This window comes from Caballeronia sp. LZ033, assembly GCF_031451265.1.
GTDB lineage: Bacteria > Pseudomonadota > Gammaproteobacteria > Burkholderiales > Burkholderiaceae > Caballeronia.
In genome coordinates this window covers 36,752-53,969 of record NZ_JARUXQ010000001.1, presented here as the reverse complement: position 1 = coordinate 53,969, position 17,218 = coordinate 36,752, and the positions used below count along the sequence as shown (strand labels likewise).

Below are 17,218 nucleotides of genomic sequence, written 5' to 3'. Positions count from 1 at the left end.
GCTTATGTCTGGTCCTTCTTCAGGATGCGGCCGACCCACCTATACAGCCCGGGGTTGTCGCGGAATACGTTGGTGAGGCCAGTGGCCAGTGAGCGCACGTAGTCCTCCTCCACCTCCCCGCCGTTTTCACGTCCCTGGGTGAAGCGGATGGCGTGCATGATTTCGTGCAGAACCGTGTCCACCTCATCGAACCCCGACATGTCATCGCCGATATGAATCGTGCGGGTGTCGGGGTTCATGAGGCCGTAGACGAGTCCCTGCTGGTCTTCCGGGACTGGGGCGAGCGAGAAGTACCTCCCGCCGATCCGGAGACGCTCAGGGCGTCCCTTTGTCACTGCGATCCGCCAGCGCGGAGATGGATGAGCTTCTCGAGGAACTGCTCGCCGAGTACAGCCGACGCGGCAGCGAAGCCGATGATGGCCAGTTGGCTCAGTCCAGGGATGAGGCCCGCGAGGGCACCAGCCGCAACGGCCAGCCCTGCGGACACGATGGCGCGGCCAATGGCCAGACGCCACGAGAACTTCTCGTCGGATGCCAAGAGCTTGCCGATGCCAATGACGATCCCCATTCCGACCAGCACCGCCAGAAGCTGGCGGAAGGAGAATTGATCGATCATTACGCCGCCGGGGTCTCGGTGACGTCCGCTGCCGGCGCGGGATCAGCCGCAGCCTTCTTGGAGGTCTTCTTGGCCGGCGCCGCGTCTGCAGCGGGGTACACGTCGCCCACGCCGATCTCGACGCTCATGTCGACTTCAGCGACCACGGTGCCGTAGGTGTTGTCGATGCGCTCGCCCGGGAAGACGATTGCCGAGACTTGGCCGTTCTTGACGAGGATGATTTTGGTGTCTGCCATGATTATCTGGTGAGGTGATTAGATGAAGCCGTCCGGACGGGGCGGCGGATTAAGGGGCGCGGTGAACTCACCGGCGGTATAGGAGTACCCCTCGGAGACAGGGGAGTCCGGGGGAAGGAGGACGGCGTCCGAGGACGTCTCCCATTCGGAGGTGCCGTCCCAGAGAACGACGTTGGTGACGACACCATCCGATACAACTGCGTAGCGATTCATCAAGCAAACTCGTAGACGATGAGAACACCTTGACGGCCAGCGCCGCCGATCTGCGCAGCACCGGACGCGGAGGTCGTGGCGCCAGCGCCGCCGACGCCATAGCCGGCCCCGACGATGCCTGCGCCCGTCGTCTGACGGCCTTGGCCTCCGACCCCGAGCGGGCCACTACCGCCGTAGCCGCTGATGGCGACCGAGCCGGGAACAAGGACCAGCGCGTTCGGCGCGGGCTGTCCCGCGAGCGCGTTGATGATCGTCCCACTCGAGATCGTGGGGGCGACGACACCGGCGCTCGGGTTGACGGCTGCTGCTGCTGATGGGTTACCCCCGGCGCCACCACTACCACCCGGGCAGGAGATGATCGTCCCGAAGCTGGTCGTGCCGCCCGCGTTCCCGGAGTTCGCGCCGGCTGCGCCAGGGGTACCCCCCGCGCCCACAGTGACGGTCACGCCGCTGAACCCAGCGGTCAGTAGGACCTCCGCGTAGCCGGCGGAACTACCGCCAGCACCTACTGCGGACTGTCCCGCACTGGTCGCTGCGGTCGAACCGCCTGCGCCGCCACCGCCTACCGACTTCACGATGACCTTGGTGGTTCCAGCAGTCGGGGTGTACGTTCCGCTCGAGGTGAAGACCTGGATGTTGAGCAGGCGCCCGGAGACCGAGGGGAGGTTCGCGGAGTCCCAGGGAGTCGCAGTGCCGAACATGGGCCGCTGCGCAAGGGTGGCAACACCTGTCGAATTCGAAACTGACAGAGGGACATCAACAAAAGCCCCTGAAACATACCGTCGAACATTGAGATCGCTGGCGCTCGTTTTTTGCAGTTGCCAAACCATCGAGCCGTTTGAATTGAATTGCAAGACCGCAACTCCAGTGCCGCTTGTATCGTTTATGGAAAATAGCGGCTGGCTGTAGCTGATCGTTTGGCTGGCAGAAAACGTATTGGATGAAGCAATAGCGGGTACGCCGAGCGCTGTACGCGCCGCCGCAGCCGTCGTCGCGCCTGTACCGCCCGACGTAATTGGGACAGGGAGCGCGATCGAAGCGGCGCTCGCCGCTGCCTGCATCGCGTAATACTTCGCCGAGTAGTTGGCACCGTCAACGGTACCGGACGCCTGTGCCGCCCAGTTGCCAGCCAAGGCGGCCGAGGCATCTGCAGCAGCCTTCGCGGAATCCGCTCCGGACTTCGCCGTGTCGGCCCCGGACTTCGATGTTGCTGCCGCAGAAGCGGACGCCGCTGCGTTGTCCTGATACGTCTTGGCGGTGTCCCGGTATCCCTGAGCCGTCGTAGCGGCTCCCGAGGCTGTCGAGGCGGAAGCCGCCGCGTTGTCCTGATACGTCTTCGCGGTGTCACGGTAGCCCTGAGCCGCCGCTGCCGCGTCCTGCGCGTCCGTAGCGCTCTGAGGGATTTCCTGATAGATCGCGATGAGGTCCGTCACCTGTTGCGCAAGCGTCTTCAGGTTGGACGTCGTCGGGACGATCTCGTACACGGCGGAGGCGTTCGTCACGCCTGCGTATTCGCGCTTGAGGGTCAGCTGAGTCGCGGAGACAATCTGGTCGACCTCGTACAGCAGCCCGTTATCCAGCGCGATGAAGATGTCGCCCGACTTAATGTTCGTGATGAACTGAGTACCGGTCCCGGTGACGACGTTGCTTCCATTCGTCACCGCGACGGTACCCGTTGCATACCATGCCATTGAGTTCCTAGTAGTTGGTCACGTCGAGGACCGTGTATGTGTTCTGTTGCTGGTTGTCCCAGACGCCGCCCCAGCCGGCCGGTATCTGGCTGTTGTTGACAGGTCCGTAGACCCCGCCGATCGTCAAGCTGTTCTGGATCGTCACGGTCTGCCCACTGATCGCCCCGTAGCCCGTGGTGAACGTCTGGAGCAGGTTCTGGTTGCCCGGCTGACCGGGGAGGCCGGCGCCGCTGCGCTCCAGCTTCCCGTACTGCGTGACCGCCGCCAGGGCGTAGGTCTTCCCTGCCGCCCCGACCGTGAACGTGCCGAGGCCCGACACCGTCTGCACGACGCGCATAGGAGGTCGGCCGGTGTCCCAGATGGGCACGTTGTTCGCGTCCCGAATCAGCATCCCGTAGTTGACGCCGGACGGCGTGTAGGGGCCGAAGACCCAGTAGGCGACCAGAGCGCCCTCGCCTATCCCTTGGAAATACACCGTGGTCACCCCGCCGTACCGGCCGGCGATCGAGAACCCGGCGCCTCCCGCTTGAATCGCGAGAATCTCGCCGTTGTTCTGCGCGACCGTAGCCATGCTTGAGGCGATGTCGGTGCGTCCAGATGCCAGATGCCCCGTCGTCATGACGCCAGCGCGGAGCAAGACCATGTGCTGGTTCACCCCGTCGACCTGCAAGACGTTGCTGTCGTTTCTGATTTGAAGCCCTGCCGGCATCAGTTCACTCCGTAGATCAAGGTGCAGGTGGGCGACTGCCAGTTCGTGGGAGTCTTCGAGAGGTCCCGCGTCCAGACCAGTTGATTGCCCGAGAAGTACCAGGAGGGCGTGGTCATCCACGAGTAGATGTCGACGAAGCCGAAGGTGCCTGATGCGTTCGGGTCGATCGGGGACGCGTTGTCCATCACCGGGATGGCCCAGGGAATCCCTTGCGTGAACTGGTCATTCACGATGGACCCCGTGCCGTTCCCGATGACCGCCTGCCCCAAGTAGCGCCCGAGGAACGTGGTCGTGTCGACCTGAAGCCGGCCGGCCTCGTCCCACACAAGAAGTCCTGCGGGCATTACCAGACCCCAAACAGGACGCGCTGGACGTTGTTCGCGTCGTAGACCCGAATCTGGTTCGAGTCGATCTCGAGCCGCTGACCGCTGGCGGAGGTGCGCAGCAGGCCGATCGTGGCCGACAGGGCCGACAGCGACGGCGTGGAGATACCGTACGGCGTGATGGTGGTCCCGAGACCGCCCGGGCTGTACGGTGACAGCACGGACGTGTTCGAGAAGGTCTGGGCGAGCATGGGCTTGACCCAGAACAGGTAGCTGTTGCCGTCAGCCGCCGCGTGGAAACCCTTGCGGATCGCCAAGCGGGCGCTGACTGCCGTACCCGGGGCCTGCGCCCGTCCGCCCATCCGACCGTACTGGGAGAGGGCGAAGCCTGCTCCCTGCCCGTTCGCTGAATACGCCGACGAGAAGCCGGCCGCACCCTTAAAGCCGCTCGAGGCGATCTGTGCCCCGTTACCGTCCAGCCACATGATGCCGATGTCCGCCTCGCACCGCGCGTTCTGGAAGTACGTGGAGCACTCGTACCAGCTTCCGCCCACCACGGGGACAGCATCGGAATAGACGAACTCGTACCCGGAAAGGTCCGTGACGCCGTTGGTCCACGTGGACAGCATGTAGGAGGTGTTGCCGCCCACCACGTTGTACGTCGGGAACGCGATGCGGGCCTGCGCCACCGAGAACCCCACGCTGATGTCCCGGTTCGGCGAGGAACTGTAGTGCCATCCTCGTGCCCCGCCCAGGTCGCCGCCGCCCTCGAACATCTCTGAGAACTGAAGTAGGTTGACACCCAGGCCGACCTGGAGCTTGTCGGTAGAGATCGCGCCGGCCACGATCTTGTCGGCCGTCACAGCGTTCGCCGCGAGCGTCCGCGTGTCGATCGCGCCGTCCACCAGGAGACGTCCGGGATACTTCTTGTCCCCCAGGACGTTCGCGGGGATCACGAAGGTGTTCGCCCCGTCCACGAGGCCCGACTCGAAGATCGGCTTGACTACGCCGTCCGGCGCCGCCGGGTCCACGAACAGAAGCCGGTTGGCCGTGAGGATGATCTCGGAGTTCGTGACGTCCCCGTTGGACGTCGCAGCGAGGCCGATGCCGGCGACGACCGGTCGGCCGTCCGTGCGCTGTACCTGGACCTTCAGGACGTACTGGGCGTTCAGGTTGGTCACCTTGCCGTTGATGGTGTCCACCTGCGTCTGCATGGTCTGCACGACCTGGGCGATGTTGTCGTCCACGGTTGACTGGAGCGTGGTGATCTGCTCCGTGATCGCGCTGATCTGACCGGCGACGTTCGTGTCAGCTTCGACACGCGCTTCGCGCTCGGTCTGTACCAGCGCCTGGGCGTCGATCCAGTTCTGGTCGATCGTCGCCTCGAGGGTCGAGATGTCGTGGGCGTACGCTTCGATCTGCTGCTTCTGGGCGAGGTCCAGCTTCACGCCGGTCACAGCCGTCGAGATGATGGACGCGGCGATCAGGGCGTCGTCACGGTCGTCAGTCGGATCGAGTGGCGTCAGGTCGAGGTTGTCGAACTTGGCTTCGAGGACGTCCTGCTTGTTCGCGAGGATGTCGTTGGACGACTGGAGAAGTTGAACCTGCGAGGAGAACGTGGTGAGGCGGTTGTCGACCGTGGACGACAGGGTGTTCACCTGCGTCGTGAGGATCGCCCCGGCGTCCACCCGCTCCTTGATCTCGGCGTCGATCTGATCCTGTAGGGACTTCGCGCCATTGTCGATGCGTGTGATGCTGGCCTGCAGATCGTCGAGCGTCTGGAGGCCGGCTTCGAGAACCCCGCGAATGTACTGGAGGTCCCCGAGCGCACCGGAGATCGACTGGAGGTCGTTGGTGACAGACTGGATCGCCTGCCCCACGTACCCCGCGATCCCGCCGCTGCGCTCCTGAATGAGAAAGAGAACCTGAAGCCGCGCCCGGTTGAGGTCATCGGCGGTCAGGTTCGAGTTGTCCTTGAACTCTGCGAAGGACACGACGTCGGGAGTCGCCCGGAAAATCTTGAGCGTCAGGCCCGACTCGAAGGGGTCCCCGAACGTCGTGGTGATCTTCAGAGTGTAGTCATCGACCCACACGAACGGACGGGGCGCTTCATTTACCGTCACAAAGACGTGCGTTCGATCGAGGTACGGCCAATCGAACGTGAAGACGGTTTGCGAACCGTCCGTGGTGTAGGTTGTGAGCACGTTTCCTTATTCGCCGTTCATGGCGACGAGGTGTTTAACGAATTGCGTTTGCTGATTGAAGGGGATGAGTCGAGCCGCCTTCGCCGCCGCGTCAGAGAACTTCCCGTTCGCGGAGTCAGCGCCGGACTGCTGGATGGTGTCGAAGGTCGAGTACCACGGACCGAGGAACCCAGCGGCCCACGAGTTGGCGGAGTACTTCGTCGCGCCTCCTTGGAGGGAGGTGTTGAACGATGCCTTCAGCGTGGGGTCGAGGAGCTTCTCGGTGGCGTCGATGTACGGGTTCGAGAACCCGAGGATGCCGCTGCGCTGCACGACGTTGTAGGCGAGCGAGGCAGGGTTATCGAGCATCTTGGTGACGTCACCGTTCGGCTTGCGGAACTCAGCGAGGACGGACATCAGGGCGCCCGAGGCGAGCGCCCACCCCATCGCGTGAGCGAATCGGATGTGGTCGCCGGTCACGAAGCCGTGCTGCAGGCCGGCCCGGAGGAACCGGTCGGTGAACTGGAACGCCATGTTCTGGAACTGCAAGAACATCTTCCCGTACCACTTGTCCATCAGCAGAGGCTGCGAGCCGAGACCTCCGGCGTAGGACGCCCGCTTCTGCGACTTGATGAGCGCCGCCTCGAGGACGTCCTTCATCTCCTCGCCGTTACGGTCGCCGAGCCACTTGTGCATGTTCGGGGAGAACAGGCCACGGTTCTGCTCCTCGCCGTACTTCTCGAAGAGTCCGTTGAGTGCCTTGGCTTCCCGCTCGCCGATCCCGACAGCAGCCAGCCGAGCCTGCTTGGATGCGCCGAGGGTGTCCCACTTGCCGACCCACTCGCGGATGTTCGCCAGTTCGACGAGCGCCACGGTGCGCCGGTAGTTGTCCGAGACTGCCTTCAGACCCGTCAGCTTCGAGCCGAGGGTCGCGGTGGTCTCCAGGCCCTTCTCGATGGCGCCGGTGATCTGCTTCGTGCGGCCGGTGCCGATGCCGATGTAGTCTGCAGCGGTCCCGCGTCCCATCTGACGATCGGACAATTGCATGAACAGGCCGGCCTCGAAGGAACCCATGACCCGCTCGAGTTCCCGGAAGCCCTCGTCGCCCTTCGCCGCCTGCTTGACGATGTACGCGTAGTCCCGAGCGCCCTTCGCCGTGAGAATCTTCAGCGGGGAACTCGGGGACTGCAGCGCCGCCGTGGCGATGTCGCCGATCGCAGCGAACACGAAGCCGCCCATGAACCGGTTGACGCCCAGCATGCGAAGCTGGTCGGCGGTCCAGACGAGCGAGTTGTGGTCCTTGGGATCGTACCTACCGAGCACTCGATCGTGCGCGGCCTGCAGGTCCTTCTGGGCCACCTCCCACTCCTTCTGAAGCTGCGACCGTTCCTTGTCGGAGCCGGCGCGGCCCATACGCTCGCTGTAGTCCTGTGCAGCGTCCTTCATGATCTGGTCCATCTTGCGACCACCGAGGGCCTCGTGCAGCGCCAGCCGGCCACCGATGTCTTGGTGATACATGCTGAACGCGTCCGCGAGGTTGTTCCGGAGGTAGCCCTTGTCCATGAAGGCTTGGCGCTGCTCGGCCGTGAAGTTGAAGCGACGTTCCTTGATCCGGCCAGAGTCCGGTAGCTCGTCGAACGCGAAGCCGCGAGGCGACCGGTCGAGGCCTCGATAGGAGTTCACGAAGTCGTCGACCCACTTCTCCACCGCCGGGGCGCCGTCGAGCTTTCGCTGGGCGTAGACCGCCTTGCGGAGTTCCCGGGCCGTCAGGTTGGTCGTGCGCTCCGCTTCGAGCTTGTCGAGTCCTGATGATGCCCGGGCTTCCCGCGCAGCCCGTCGAGCGGCAGTTGCCTTCTCGAACTCGGCCTTCAGAGCGTCGAGCTTGGCGAGGGTGTCTTCGGATGCCTGCTTCAGTCCGGGGGCCAGGAGTGCCTCGCCCTCGTTCTTCTTCATCTCCTCGACTTCCTTGCCCACCGCGTCGAACCACGAGCGGGTCTCGCGCTGCTCCTGACTGGCGCGGCGCATCGCTGCGTTCGCTGCCTTCAGGTCTTCCTGCGCCGCCTGCTTCTCGGCGATGGCTTCCTTCAGGTCGTTCAGGGTCTGCTGGCGCTCGGCCTGGGTGGCTCGGCGATCCGCATTGAGGGCGGCGCGTTCCTGGTTGTTCGGCGTGAGGGCGCGGGCCAGTTCAGTGCCGCCGAGGTTCTCGCGCATGTCCGCGCGTTCGGCAAGCACGTCCTTCCGCTCGGCCTTGATGGCGCCGAGCTTCTCATTGTGCGCGTCCCGCTGGCCCCGGAGAGCCGCCGTGAGCGCCTCGCCGTCAGACGCCGCCTTGTGGGCCGCGTTGCGGTCAGCGAGAATCTGGTCAACGGCGATACCGTTGTCCTGCAGAATCTGCCCGAGTTCAGCATGCCACTGGTCAGGGTCTACCCCGCCCGTGCGCTTGAGGACTTCGTCGATCCGCGCCTGCGCCTTGTCGGCACGATAGGACGCCGAGGCGATGAGCCGGGTGTACGCGCCGCGCTCCTGCAGCCGGCCGGCGACCTTCATCTCCGACAGCTTGGCCTTGCGCCAGTCACGGTCCGCACCCTTGAATTCCTTCAGGATGTCGGCCATGTTCTCCTGCGCCTGAAGCTGCGCCTTTTGCGCCGCGCGGACGCGGGCATCAGCAGCCGACCGGGCTTCCTCGTCGACATCGCCGCCCCAGAGGCGCTGGGCCTCTGCCGCCTTCGTGGCGTCTCCCGACGCCTTGAGTTCTTCCCACGACTTCGGCAGCGCCTCTTCGCCCTCGGCGAGGGGACGGCCGGCGTCGATGAAGCCGTTGTCCTTGAGCCACTGCTCGTCCGGCGCACCGCGCGAGACTTCCATGAGCATCGCCTTGACGTCCTCGGGATTCGCGTCGATCGCGGCGCGGTCCCAAAGCTGCGGTACGTAGTTCCGGCCCTTGGTGATGGCCTCCGGGTCCACGAGGCCCCGATCGACCGCACGCTTCATCAGGTCGGTCATGCCGTCCATGGCGGTGTTCCCAGCCGTCTCGATGTGCGGCAGGACCTTCGCGGCCTGCTCATTCGTCAGGCCCGAGTCCGTAAGGCGCTTCATCGCGCCCGCGCGGATGTCCTCGATGCTGGAGCCGACGTCGTGACCCACAGCGAAGTCCATAGCGGCCCGGTTGAAAACCTCGGACTGCACCATGTTCTTGTCGACCGCGCCTTGGGTAACCGAGGACAGCATCGACTTCGCCGCGATCCCTGCGCCGGACTGGCCCAGTTCCTTGTTCGCCGCGACGCGGGAGTTCTCCATCGCGTGGAGTACGGAGACCATGCGCTGGTCGAAGATGACCTTGCGCGTCTCCGCGTCGATCCCGCCGCCTTCGCCCTTCAGGTTGGCGCCGGTGAGGAGACCGCCGTGGTCGTAAATCTTGAGCAGGGAGTCGCGCACCGTGGAGTTCGTGTAGCCGTTGAGACGGCCCAGCGGAGTCCAACGAGTCGCGAGCGCCCAGTCGATGGCCTTCGCCAGCCGGGACTTACCCACGGCGAACGTCGTCGCGTCAGCCTCGTCGGCCGCGATGCTTCCCAGCGTCTCGCGGGAGACGGCAGCGGCGCCGATCGAGTCAGCCCCGAAGCCACCGGTGTGTGGCTGGTTCGGGTCGTTGGTGATCTGGTGCCCTTCCTCCGGAAGCTGGCCGACCCGGTTCTCCACCAGGACGCCCTTCTGGACGTTCTCGCGGGCGAAGGGATTGTCCGCGCCGTGCAGGGGATTGTCCGGGTGCATGAACTTCATCATCGGCCCGAGGGCGGCGCCGAGCGCCACGCCGGTCCCGATGTTGTAGTACGCGTCCTCCTTGGGGCGCACGGGGTCGAGCGACTGGAGCACGCCTTCCTGCACGGCCGAGTCGATGCCGACCATCGCGGCACCGGTGAGTGCCCGGCCGGCAAGAGTCGCCGCCTTGACGCCGGATGTCGCCAGCCCGCCCAGGGAGATCAGCGAGGTCACGTCGAGCATCGAGGCGCCCATGCCGAGCACCTGCCCGCCGAGCGTGCCATTCGCGATGGTCTCGCGGTCCTTCATGTTCTGTCGTGCAGCTTTCGCGTAGGCGCGGAGAAGCTGCGGGGAGTCGAGGGAGTTCAGGTTGAACTCGCCGCTGTCGATCAGCGGGAGCAGGTCCTTGAACTCCTCCTTGTGTTCGTTGACGTCCGTGTAGGGGTTATACGACGGGTCCTGCTGTGGGGTCTGGACACCGGACAGGGCGTCGGTAAGGTTGAGCGCCTGCCCGATCGCGGTCTCCGTACGCCACGTAGCAGCGGCCACGTCGAGCGCATGGGACTGGTGGAGGTGGACGTACTCCGGGTCAATCTCGGTGGGCTTGACGGGGGCCGTCTGCCCGGTGACGAGGGTGTCGGTGTAGTCCTGCTCCGGCCCGATGATGTTCGACGTGGGTTCCATTGCTTTACTTGAGGTAGTTGGATTGGGTGCTGGCGACCTGCTGGACTGCGCCGTTCACGCCCGCGTACAGCATCGCCTCGGCCTTGCGGCGCCCTTGGAGCGCCTTCTGATTCGGGGATGCGTTCGCGATCGCGTTGGCGACCGTCTGGTCACTCGCGCCTTGCTTGATGAGATCAGGGATGCCGGTCTTCTTGAAGCCGCCGGGGCCGAAGTTGTAGACCATCGAGACCAGAGCGGCCCGCTGGTTGTCCTTCAGCGGCGCGTTGCCGGTGAGGTTGTTCAGGTAGCCATTCATCTCCTGAATCTTCACCTCGCGCAGACGCAGCGCCTCGTCGGGCGAGATCGTGCCTTCGCCATTGATGATCTTGTCGAATCGCGCGGAGTCGATGCCGATCTGGGCGAACAGCTTGCGGGAGTTCTCGATGCCGTTGCCGGTGATGTTGTAGCCGTAGCCGACCGACACTTCGTCCTTCGTGTCCGCCGTGACCTGCCCGGGCTTCACGTAGATGTCACCGGGCTTCCGGTTCTTCGAGTAGACGCCCCAGTACGCGCGTTCCGCCAGACCTTCGGTACCACCGATGGCTTCGTTCGCCATCGAGACCCACGGGCCTTGCGGTGCGCCCGGGAACGGGGGAGCCGAAGGGGTGTTGTTCGTCATGTGATCCAGAAAGGATTGGAGACTCCAGAGCGGGCCGTGTTCGCCCTGCTGCTGGTTCACCTGATTGAGGAAGAGCGACCCCGCGCTGACCTGCTGATTGACGTTGTCGTCGATCGCTTGGGACAGGACGTGCTCGGGGTCGGTGTTGCGTGGGGGGACTGCGAGTTCCTGGCGAGGGTCCCGGAGGATCGGGGGCTTGCCATCAGCGGCAGGAGCCTCCGTCCACGGGTCGTTCAGGATCGGGGGTTGAGGTGTGGTGTCCATTAATTCACAGGGGTGACTTGGCCTTCATAGCCGACGCCCGTCGTCAGTTCCTTCCACTCCTGCCGGATGCCGGCCTGACTCTGGAACTTCGTCTCCTTCTCGGCCCGTGCCTTCTCAGCCGCCGCCGTGGTCCCTTCGATCGTGTAGCCCTTGTAGACGCCCCACGCGCCCGAGGGCAGGCGTCGGACGATCACGCCGTCGCCAAAGGTGTCGCGGAAGAACTTCTCCGCCTCCTTGGTATCCGAGGGGACCTTCGTGGTCACGAGATGGGACTGAGTCTTCGACCGGAACAGCTTGTCGTCGGCCTCGGCCGTCGCACGCCAGTAAGGGTCTTGGACGGTCTGGTCCACGCGGTTGAATTCGCGCATCACAGCGACGTCCTGGCCCGGCGCGAACTGCACCTGCGCCAGCGAGCCGGTCTTCATGACCGGGGACAGGCCGGTGCTCGTCTCGGGTGCACCGAGGTAGAGGCCGTCGCTGTCGCCGAGTACTCCCGGCGCCCGCTTCTGCATGTCGTCGAGCGACTGCCGCGCGAGCTTCAGGGGGTCCTCGACCACACCGAACGCGTTCTTGATCGGGACCGGCGCGTACATCGGCGCGTAGCCCTTCGTGACGGAGTACGGGTGGCTCGGGTCTGAGTTGAGCGGCGCTCCGACCACACGGCCCGCACCGCTGAACGTGTCGCGCTGGAGGATGACGTTGCCGTCAGGCCCAGGCCGGGCGATACGCGTCTTGGCGTAGGCGTCGGTCGCGATCTGCAGCGCCTGCTTGGGATCGTCCACGCCGACAGACTTGAGGTGAGCAGCGGCGCTGACGAACAGCCCGTTGAACTCGTTCTCGTCATCGGCCGTCATGGAGACGTGCGGGTTCTTGAAGAAGCCGTCCCGGCCCACTGCCTTGAGCAGCATGCCGTCGCGGTCCTTCGTGAACATCGTCTGGATTTCCTCCGGCTTCTTCGACGGGTACAGGACCTTGGCGATCCCGCCGACGTCCCGCTTGTCGTAGGCGTCCGCGAGAGTCTTCGAGTCGATCCGGTTCTCCATCATGAACTTCGCGGCGGAAGTCCGATCCGGGTAGTTCCCGGCCACGAGCTTCATCGCGCGGTAGCGCAGCCGAGCCTCGTCGTCGGAGAAGTAGCGATCGATCTGAGCGTCGCCGACTTGCGCACGCAACTGGTCGTAGAAGTCGAAGGCACGTCCAGCGGCCACCGGGTCGTTCCCGGACAGCGCCTGCCCCATCTGCGTCTTGTACATGGCCGGCATGCCGGCGCCGGAAGCGTCCCGCACCGCCGGATTCGAGATCATCTGGACGAATTGGGTAACGGCCTTGGGGTCCTGCAGCGGCCGGAGTTCTCCCGTCGAGCCGTTGAGGGTGTTCGCCAGTTCGGGGAAGTGATCGCCGGCTTGCTGCGTGATCCACGAAGGCATGGACTGATCGATGATCTTGTCTTTGCCCACGCCGAAGTGAGCAGCCGTGGCCTCGGCCGTCGCGCCATTGGTGATGGCCCAGGAGAACGTGTTGACGTCCGCCTTGACCTTCGCCGCCTGCTTCGCGGCCTCCATGACCGGGGCGAGGTACTGGATGCCCAGGCCGTACTGGCTGTCCAGCGAGTGGAACTTCGCGATCTGGTTGACCCAGTAGGACGCGGGCGTCATGGGATTCATCGACGCCGCCATGTTGTCCGCCTGCCAGCCGGTGAGCGCCTGCTGCGCCTCGAAGGAGTGCGGATGCGTCATGCGCGTCATGACCTTCTCGGACAGATCCGCGTACGCCTCGGGGTTCTGCGCTGCCCATCCGGAGTCGTTCGCGGCCTTGAGGACCGCCGCGCCTTGGTAGGAGTTCTGGACGCCCTGCGCCATCGACGCGATCATCAGCTTGTCGGCCTGCGCGGTGTCGCCGTGAGTCACCGAGAGGAACTTGGATCGCCCGGAGTTCCACGAGTCCGTCGTGAAGCCAGTCGGGGAATACAGATCAGCCACGGCCGACTGACTGATCGAGTTGGTCATGTTCTTCTCGACCGTCTGATGCACCTGCTCCTGCATGGAGCCTTGCATGTTCTTGACGGTCGGGAACAGCTTCACCCGGATCAGCGAATCGAGTTGCGCGTCGCCTGTGCCTTGGCCGAGTTGCTCGTCGATGACCTTCTTGGCGACGTCCTCGAAGTTCGCGGAGCCGTCGAGGGGCATCTTCAGCGCTGCGTCTTGCAGCTTCAGCCCGATCTGGGACGCGGTCTGCGTCGCCAGCGAGTCGGTGTAGGCGTCGTTGTACGCGCCCCGGTCCGACCACAGGACGTCGCGATCCTTGCCCGAGATGGCGTCTGCCTTCCCTTGCTCGGAGATGCGCTTGTTCTCGTCCTTGATGTACTGCACACGCTCGGTCTCGACGTCGCTGTTAAGCTGGGTCAGGGTCTTCTGCGTGTTGTTGAAGAAGTTTCCGAATGCGTCGCCGAGGGCCTTGATGCCCCCGACCTTGGTGGACGGGTCCACCTGAGCAGCCCGCGCCTCCTGATACTGCGTCTGGACCGAGGGTGCCCCGGTGAATTCGTCTTGAGCCATTTATGCGCCGCCTTGGTATCCGCCGAAGTACGAGTACTTCTTGGCGAGTTGTTCTTTCTGGACGTTCGAATACGCCGCGCCGGCCGAGGACACCGCCGCGCTGGTGAGGGAGAGACCGAGATTGGCCTGCGCCGCCGATGCCTGCGACGAGAGTCCGTCGAGGGCGTTGTCCGTGCTGATCTGCGCCGCCGCTTCGTTCTGCAGGAGCGCCGTGTTCGCGTTGTTCTGCGAGACATCGATCCGCGAGAGGTCGAGATCGGTACCGGCCTGGATGTTTCGCGCCATTGAGGCGAGAGACCCACGACCGGCCCCGGCGACCACGCGTGCCTGTGCAAGCTTCCGTGCCGCATTCATGGCGAGGTCGGTGCGCTGCTCCATCGCCTGCCGTTCATTGGCCTGCTGATTGAGCGCGTCCGCTGCGTACTTGAGAGAGAGGTTCTGGTTGGCGGATTCAGCTTGCGTCTTGATCGCCTTGTTCGACTGCGAGTACTGCATCGCCGCCCCGGCAGCGGACACTACGAACATCGCCGCCGGAATCGCTAGAGGTCCGCACATGGGTATAAACCGGGAATTGGGCGTCGGTGTCGTTTGTGAGCGCGAAGCCGCACCACTCGAGCCACTTGATATGGAGGGGGTTCCCGCGCCACGGGGTGGCGACGAGAGTCGTATAGCGGTCGTGGGCCTTGTCGATCGACGGCTCGCACGCACGCAGGAAGGAGATGGCCTCACGCTGGAGCGCCGGGGTCGCCAGCATCCAGATGAAGCCGAAGGACGGGTCCGCCTCGGAGAGCGGCCCGTAGCCCCAGACACCGAGCACGAGGCCGGCGTCCGAGAGCATCACCTCGCACTGGTCCCCATCCAGCCCGCCCATCAGCAGCGCCGACAGGTCGTGGTCACGTCCGTACGCAGCCGCCAGTTCAGCGCGGTCTTCGGGGCGCAGGTTTGCGGCCAGCGTCTTGATGTGATGGGGCTTAGCGGGAAGGAAGATCATCAGTTTCGGGTGTTGATGTACCGGCCGGACAAGGTGTATCCCGTGACGACAAAGGGATACGTGCTGTCGGTCGTGATGGTCACGGTGGCCTTGGGGCCTTCACAGTTGATGGGGAACCCGTACGTCTGGTTGCCATCGGTGTGAGGTCCGAGGCCGGACCCGACGATCATCGGGGAGAGTTGATAGGAGGCGTCGCCGCGATCCTTGCGAGACACTGTGGCCGTGAAGTCGCCGGCCTTGAGGGCGTCGATGTGCATCCGGTGAAGCTGGAGCCGGCCCATCGGCGTATTGCCCGCGTCGCCCGCGCTGGGGTAGAACGGGGAGAACCGCATGGTCCGGATGACGCGCGTGCCGACCATCGCCGACACGTTGACGTTCAGGGACGGCCCGGTGCCCGTGGTGAAGTAGCCGATCCACTGGTTGCCGGTCCACGCGAGCGCCGGGGTGTAGGAAGTCCACCAGCCGCTGACGTCGTTCGGGTACAGGACCCGGAGGTCCGGCAGTTGCTCGAAGCCGACCGGCAGGGCGAACTCATACCGCTGCAGCGAAGGGTTCCAGGACAGAGCCACCGGACGCTTGTAGTCGACCCGGAGGTCGTCGTTGCGCGTCTCGCCGAGGTTCGAGTTGAGCGGGAGCCAGAAGATTTGGACGTAGCCGCCGGCCGTGTGCTGGGCGATGACGTAGAGGTTTCCCTTGTCGACCCAGTGGTGCCAGATGCTGCCCACGCCGTTGAAGCTGATCTTGCTCCAGGCCATCTGTTTGCGCTGACCGTCCTGCCGGAACGTCGAGTACACGTAGAGCGTGCTCGGGTCCAGCGAGGAGTTCAGGAACAGACGGTTGCTCTGTGTCGAGCCAGAGATCGTCCGGATGCTCCCCGGGCAGTAGCGCGGGACGTGCATCGACAGGTCGTCGGCTTGGTTCGCCTCGCCGCTCTGAGAGAAGCGGTACTCCCACAGGACGGACCTGCCCTCTTCCGTGCCGGTGTAGTAGAGCGCGTCGCCGATCGCCACGGGTCCGCAGTTGCCATCGGTGACGTAGCGGGTAGCCACCCCGATCGTGGTGTTCTGCGGAGTCGGGGGAGTCGACCCGTCGATCATCGACTGGGCGAAGTCCGTGAAGACCATCAGCGCGTCGCGCATCGTCTCGAGGTAGTTGCCCTTCCCGAGGTCGCCGTCGAGTTGCTGCTTGATCGGGTCCGACGCCAGGACCTCCCGGGCCGTCCCGGCGAAGCAGTTGAAGTAGTCGTCCGGCTGGGAGGCACAGAGCCAGCCCGTCGAAAGGAACCACAGGCGACCCTTCCACAGCGCGAGGTCGCGCAGGACGTTGTCGACGAACGGCGGCGGCGGGTTGCTGTAGCCGTCCCCGACCTTGCGCTCGGTCCAGTCAACCGGCTGCAGTTCGAACGTCGACTGGCCGGTCTGGTGCAGACGCACGGGCATCGTGCTCTGATCGAGCGATCCCGAGGAGGCGCCGTAGTCCAGCCACGAAGTCTCCTTGTACGAGTTCGACGACGCGTCGTAGGTCACCCAGTACGCCGTCTCCCGCTTGCCGGCCGACAGGTCGACGAGCAGCGGCTCGTTAGAGAACATGACCGGCGGCAGGTCGTCCAGGGACGTCACGTGCCCCTTGGTGAACACCAAGGCCGTCGAGTCCCAGTCGTTGTTCGCCGTCAGGGACGCGATCTGGTCCGCCGTGCCGACGATGCGTAGGACGTTGCCGATCCGCGAGACGCCGATGCCGGGCATGCTGGCCCCGATCTTCTGCAGGAGAAGTTCGGCGACATACTCGCGCGTCCGGGTCTGACTCGAGCCAGCGTACAGGACCGACGCCGACCCCATCGAGCCGCCGATGTAGAACGTCTGGTCGTTGCTTGACAGCTTCTTGATCTGGAGATAGGCGCGGGTGTTCGGCTCGGGCGCCGTAGAGGCGTTGAACCGGACGGTGACGCTCGGGTTCACGATGAGCACCGTGTCCTCGATCTGGAGGAACCGTAGCCCGGCGCCGTTACCGACAGCGAGGTACTGCTGGACGTACGGGCCGGCGGTGACGGTCACTTCCACACCCGCCGCGAGATTGAGCACGCGCAGGGTGCCGGCAGCGGAACCGGGGAGCACAGCCCACTGCTGGCCGTCCGTGGTGCGGAACATGAAGTTGTCCGCGCCCTTGAAGTTCGCCGCCGCCCAGCAGCCGAGGCTCGTGGCGCCGACGCGGTCAGCGAGTCCGCCGTACTCGACCGAGGGCAGCAGGTTGACGATCTCGTCCATCTGGGACGGGGATCGCAGGAGCGGAGCTTGACGGCTCACGCCCGCATGCAGGGACCCGACCCGGGCCTGCACGAG

General features: G+C 64.8%; 14 protein-coding genes. All 14 read right to left on the bottom strand.

Features of this window, described 5'->3' with window-relative positions:
• Positions 1 to 2 precede the first annotated feature (2 nt).
• The 14 genes from QCE62_RS00290 to QCE62_RS00225 all read right to left on the bottom strand — a co-directional run bounded on the left by QCE62_RS00290 (position 3) and on the right by QCE62_RS00225 (position 17,143).
• Complete coding sequence (locus tag QCE62_RS00290) at positions 3 to 239, bottom strand: hypothetical protein (RefSeq protein WP_309912977.1); 237 nt, start codon at positions 237 to 239, stop codon at positions 3 to 5.
• A 92-nt stretch (positions 240 to 331) separates the two neighbouring features.
• Complete coding sequence (locus QCE62_RS00285) at positions 332 to 616, bottom strand: holin (protein WP_309912973.1); 285 nt, start codon at positions 614 to 616, stop codon at positions 332 to 334.
• Positions 616 to 852, bottom strand: a complete 237-nt coding sequence (locus tag QCE62_RS00280) for a hypothetical protein (protein WP_309912969.1) — start codon at positions 850 to 852, stop codon at positions 616 to 618. The genes QCE62_RS00285 and QCE62_RS00280 overlap by 1 nt, the downstream gene beginning before the upstream one ends.
• 18 nt (positions 853 to 870) lie before the next feature.
• Positions 871 to 1,065: a hypothetical protein gene (locus tag QCE62_RS00275; protein ID WP_309912966.1), complete on the bottom strand. Its 195-nt coding sequence runs from the start codon at positions 1,063 to 1,065 to the stop codon at positions 871 to 873.
• Positions 1,065 to 2,756, bottom strand: a complete 1,692-nt coding sequence (locus tag QCE62_RS00270) for a hypothetical protein (protein WP_309912963.1) — start codon at positions 2,754 to 2,756, stop codon at positions 1,065 to 1,067. Before QCE62_RS00270 ends, QCE62_RS00275 begins: the two co-directional genes overlap by 1 nt.
• A 7-nt stretch (positions 2,757 to 2,763) precedes the next feature.
• Complete coding sequence (locus QCE62_RS00265) at positions 2,764 to 3,465, bottom strand: hypothetical protein (protein ID WP_309912960.1); 702 nt, start codon at positions 3,463 to 3,465, stop codon at positions 2,764 to 2,766.
• Positions 3,465 to 3,809, bottom strand: coding sequence for a hypothetical protein (locus QCE62_RS00260; protein WP_309912955.1), 345 nt, complete (start codon positions 3,807 to 3,809; stop codon positions 3,465 to 3,467). Before QCE62_RS00260 ends, QCE62_RS00265 begins: the two co-directional genes overlap by 1 nt.
• Entirely contained in the window at positions 3,809 to 5,992 is a 2,184-nt protein-coding gene (locus QCE62_RS00255) for a phage tail fiber protein (protein WP_309912953.1), read from the bottom strand. The genes QCE62_RS00260 and QCE62_RS00255 overlap by 1 nt, the downstream gene beginning before the upstream one ends.
• 6 nt (positions 5,993 to 5,998) lie before the next feature.
• Positions 5,999 to 10,411, bottom strand: a complete 4,413-nt coding sequence (locus QCE62_RS00250; protein WP_309912951.1) for a hypothetical protein — start codon at positions 10,409 to 10,411, stop codon at positions 5,999 to 6,001.
• Between the two features lie 4 nt (positions 10,412 to 10,415).
• Entirely contained in the window at positions 10,416 to 11,333 is a 918-nt protein-coding gene (locus QCE62_RS00245) for a glycoside hydrolase family protein (RefSeq protein WP_309912948.1), read from the bottom strand.
• Complete coding sequence (locus tag QCE62_RS00240) at positions 11,333 to 13,888, bottom strand: hypothetical protein (RefSeq protein ID WP_309912945.1); 2,556 nt, start codon at positions 13,886 to 13,888, stop codon at positions 11,333 to 11,335. Before QCE62_RS00240 ends, QCE62_RS00245 begins: the two co-directional genes overlap by 1 nt.
• Positions 13,889 to 14,383, bottom strand: coding sequence for a hypothetical protein (locus tag QCE62_RS00235; RefSeq protein ID WP_309912942.1), 495 nt, complete (start codon positions 14,381 to 14,383; stop codon positions 13,889 to 13,891).
• Complete coding sequence (locus QCE62_RS00230) at positions 14,340 to 14,879, bottom strand: hypothetical protein (RefSeq protein ID WP_309912940.1); 540 nt, start codon at positions 14,877 to 14,879, stop codon at positions 14,340 to 14,342. The genes QCE62_RS00235 and QCE62_RS00230 overlap by 44 nt, the downstream gene beginning before the upstream one ends.
• A complete protein-coding gene (locus QCE62_RS00225) occupies positions 14,879 to 17,143 on the bottom strand; it encodes a hypothetical protein (protein ID WP_309912937.1) in 2,265 nt (754 codons plus the stop codon). Before QCE62_RS00225 ends, QCE62_RS00230 begins: the two co-directional genes overlap by 1 nt.
• Positions 17,144 to 17,218 lie beyond the last annotated feature (75 nt).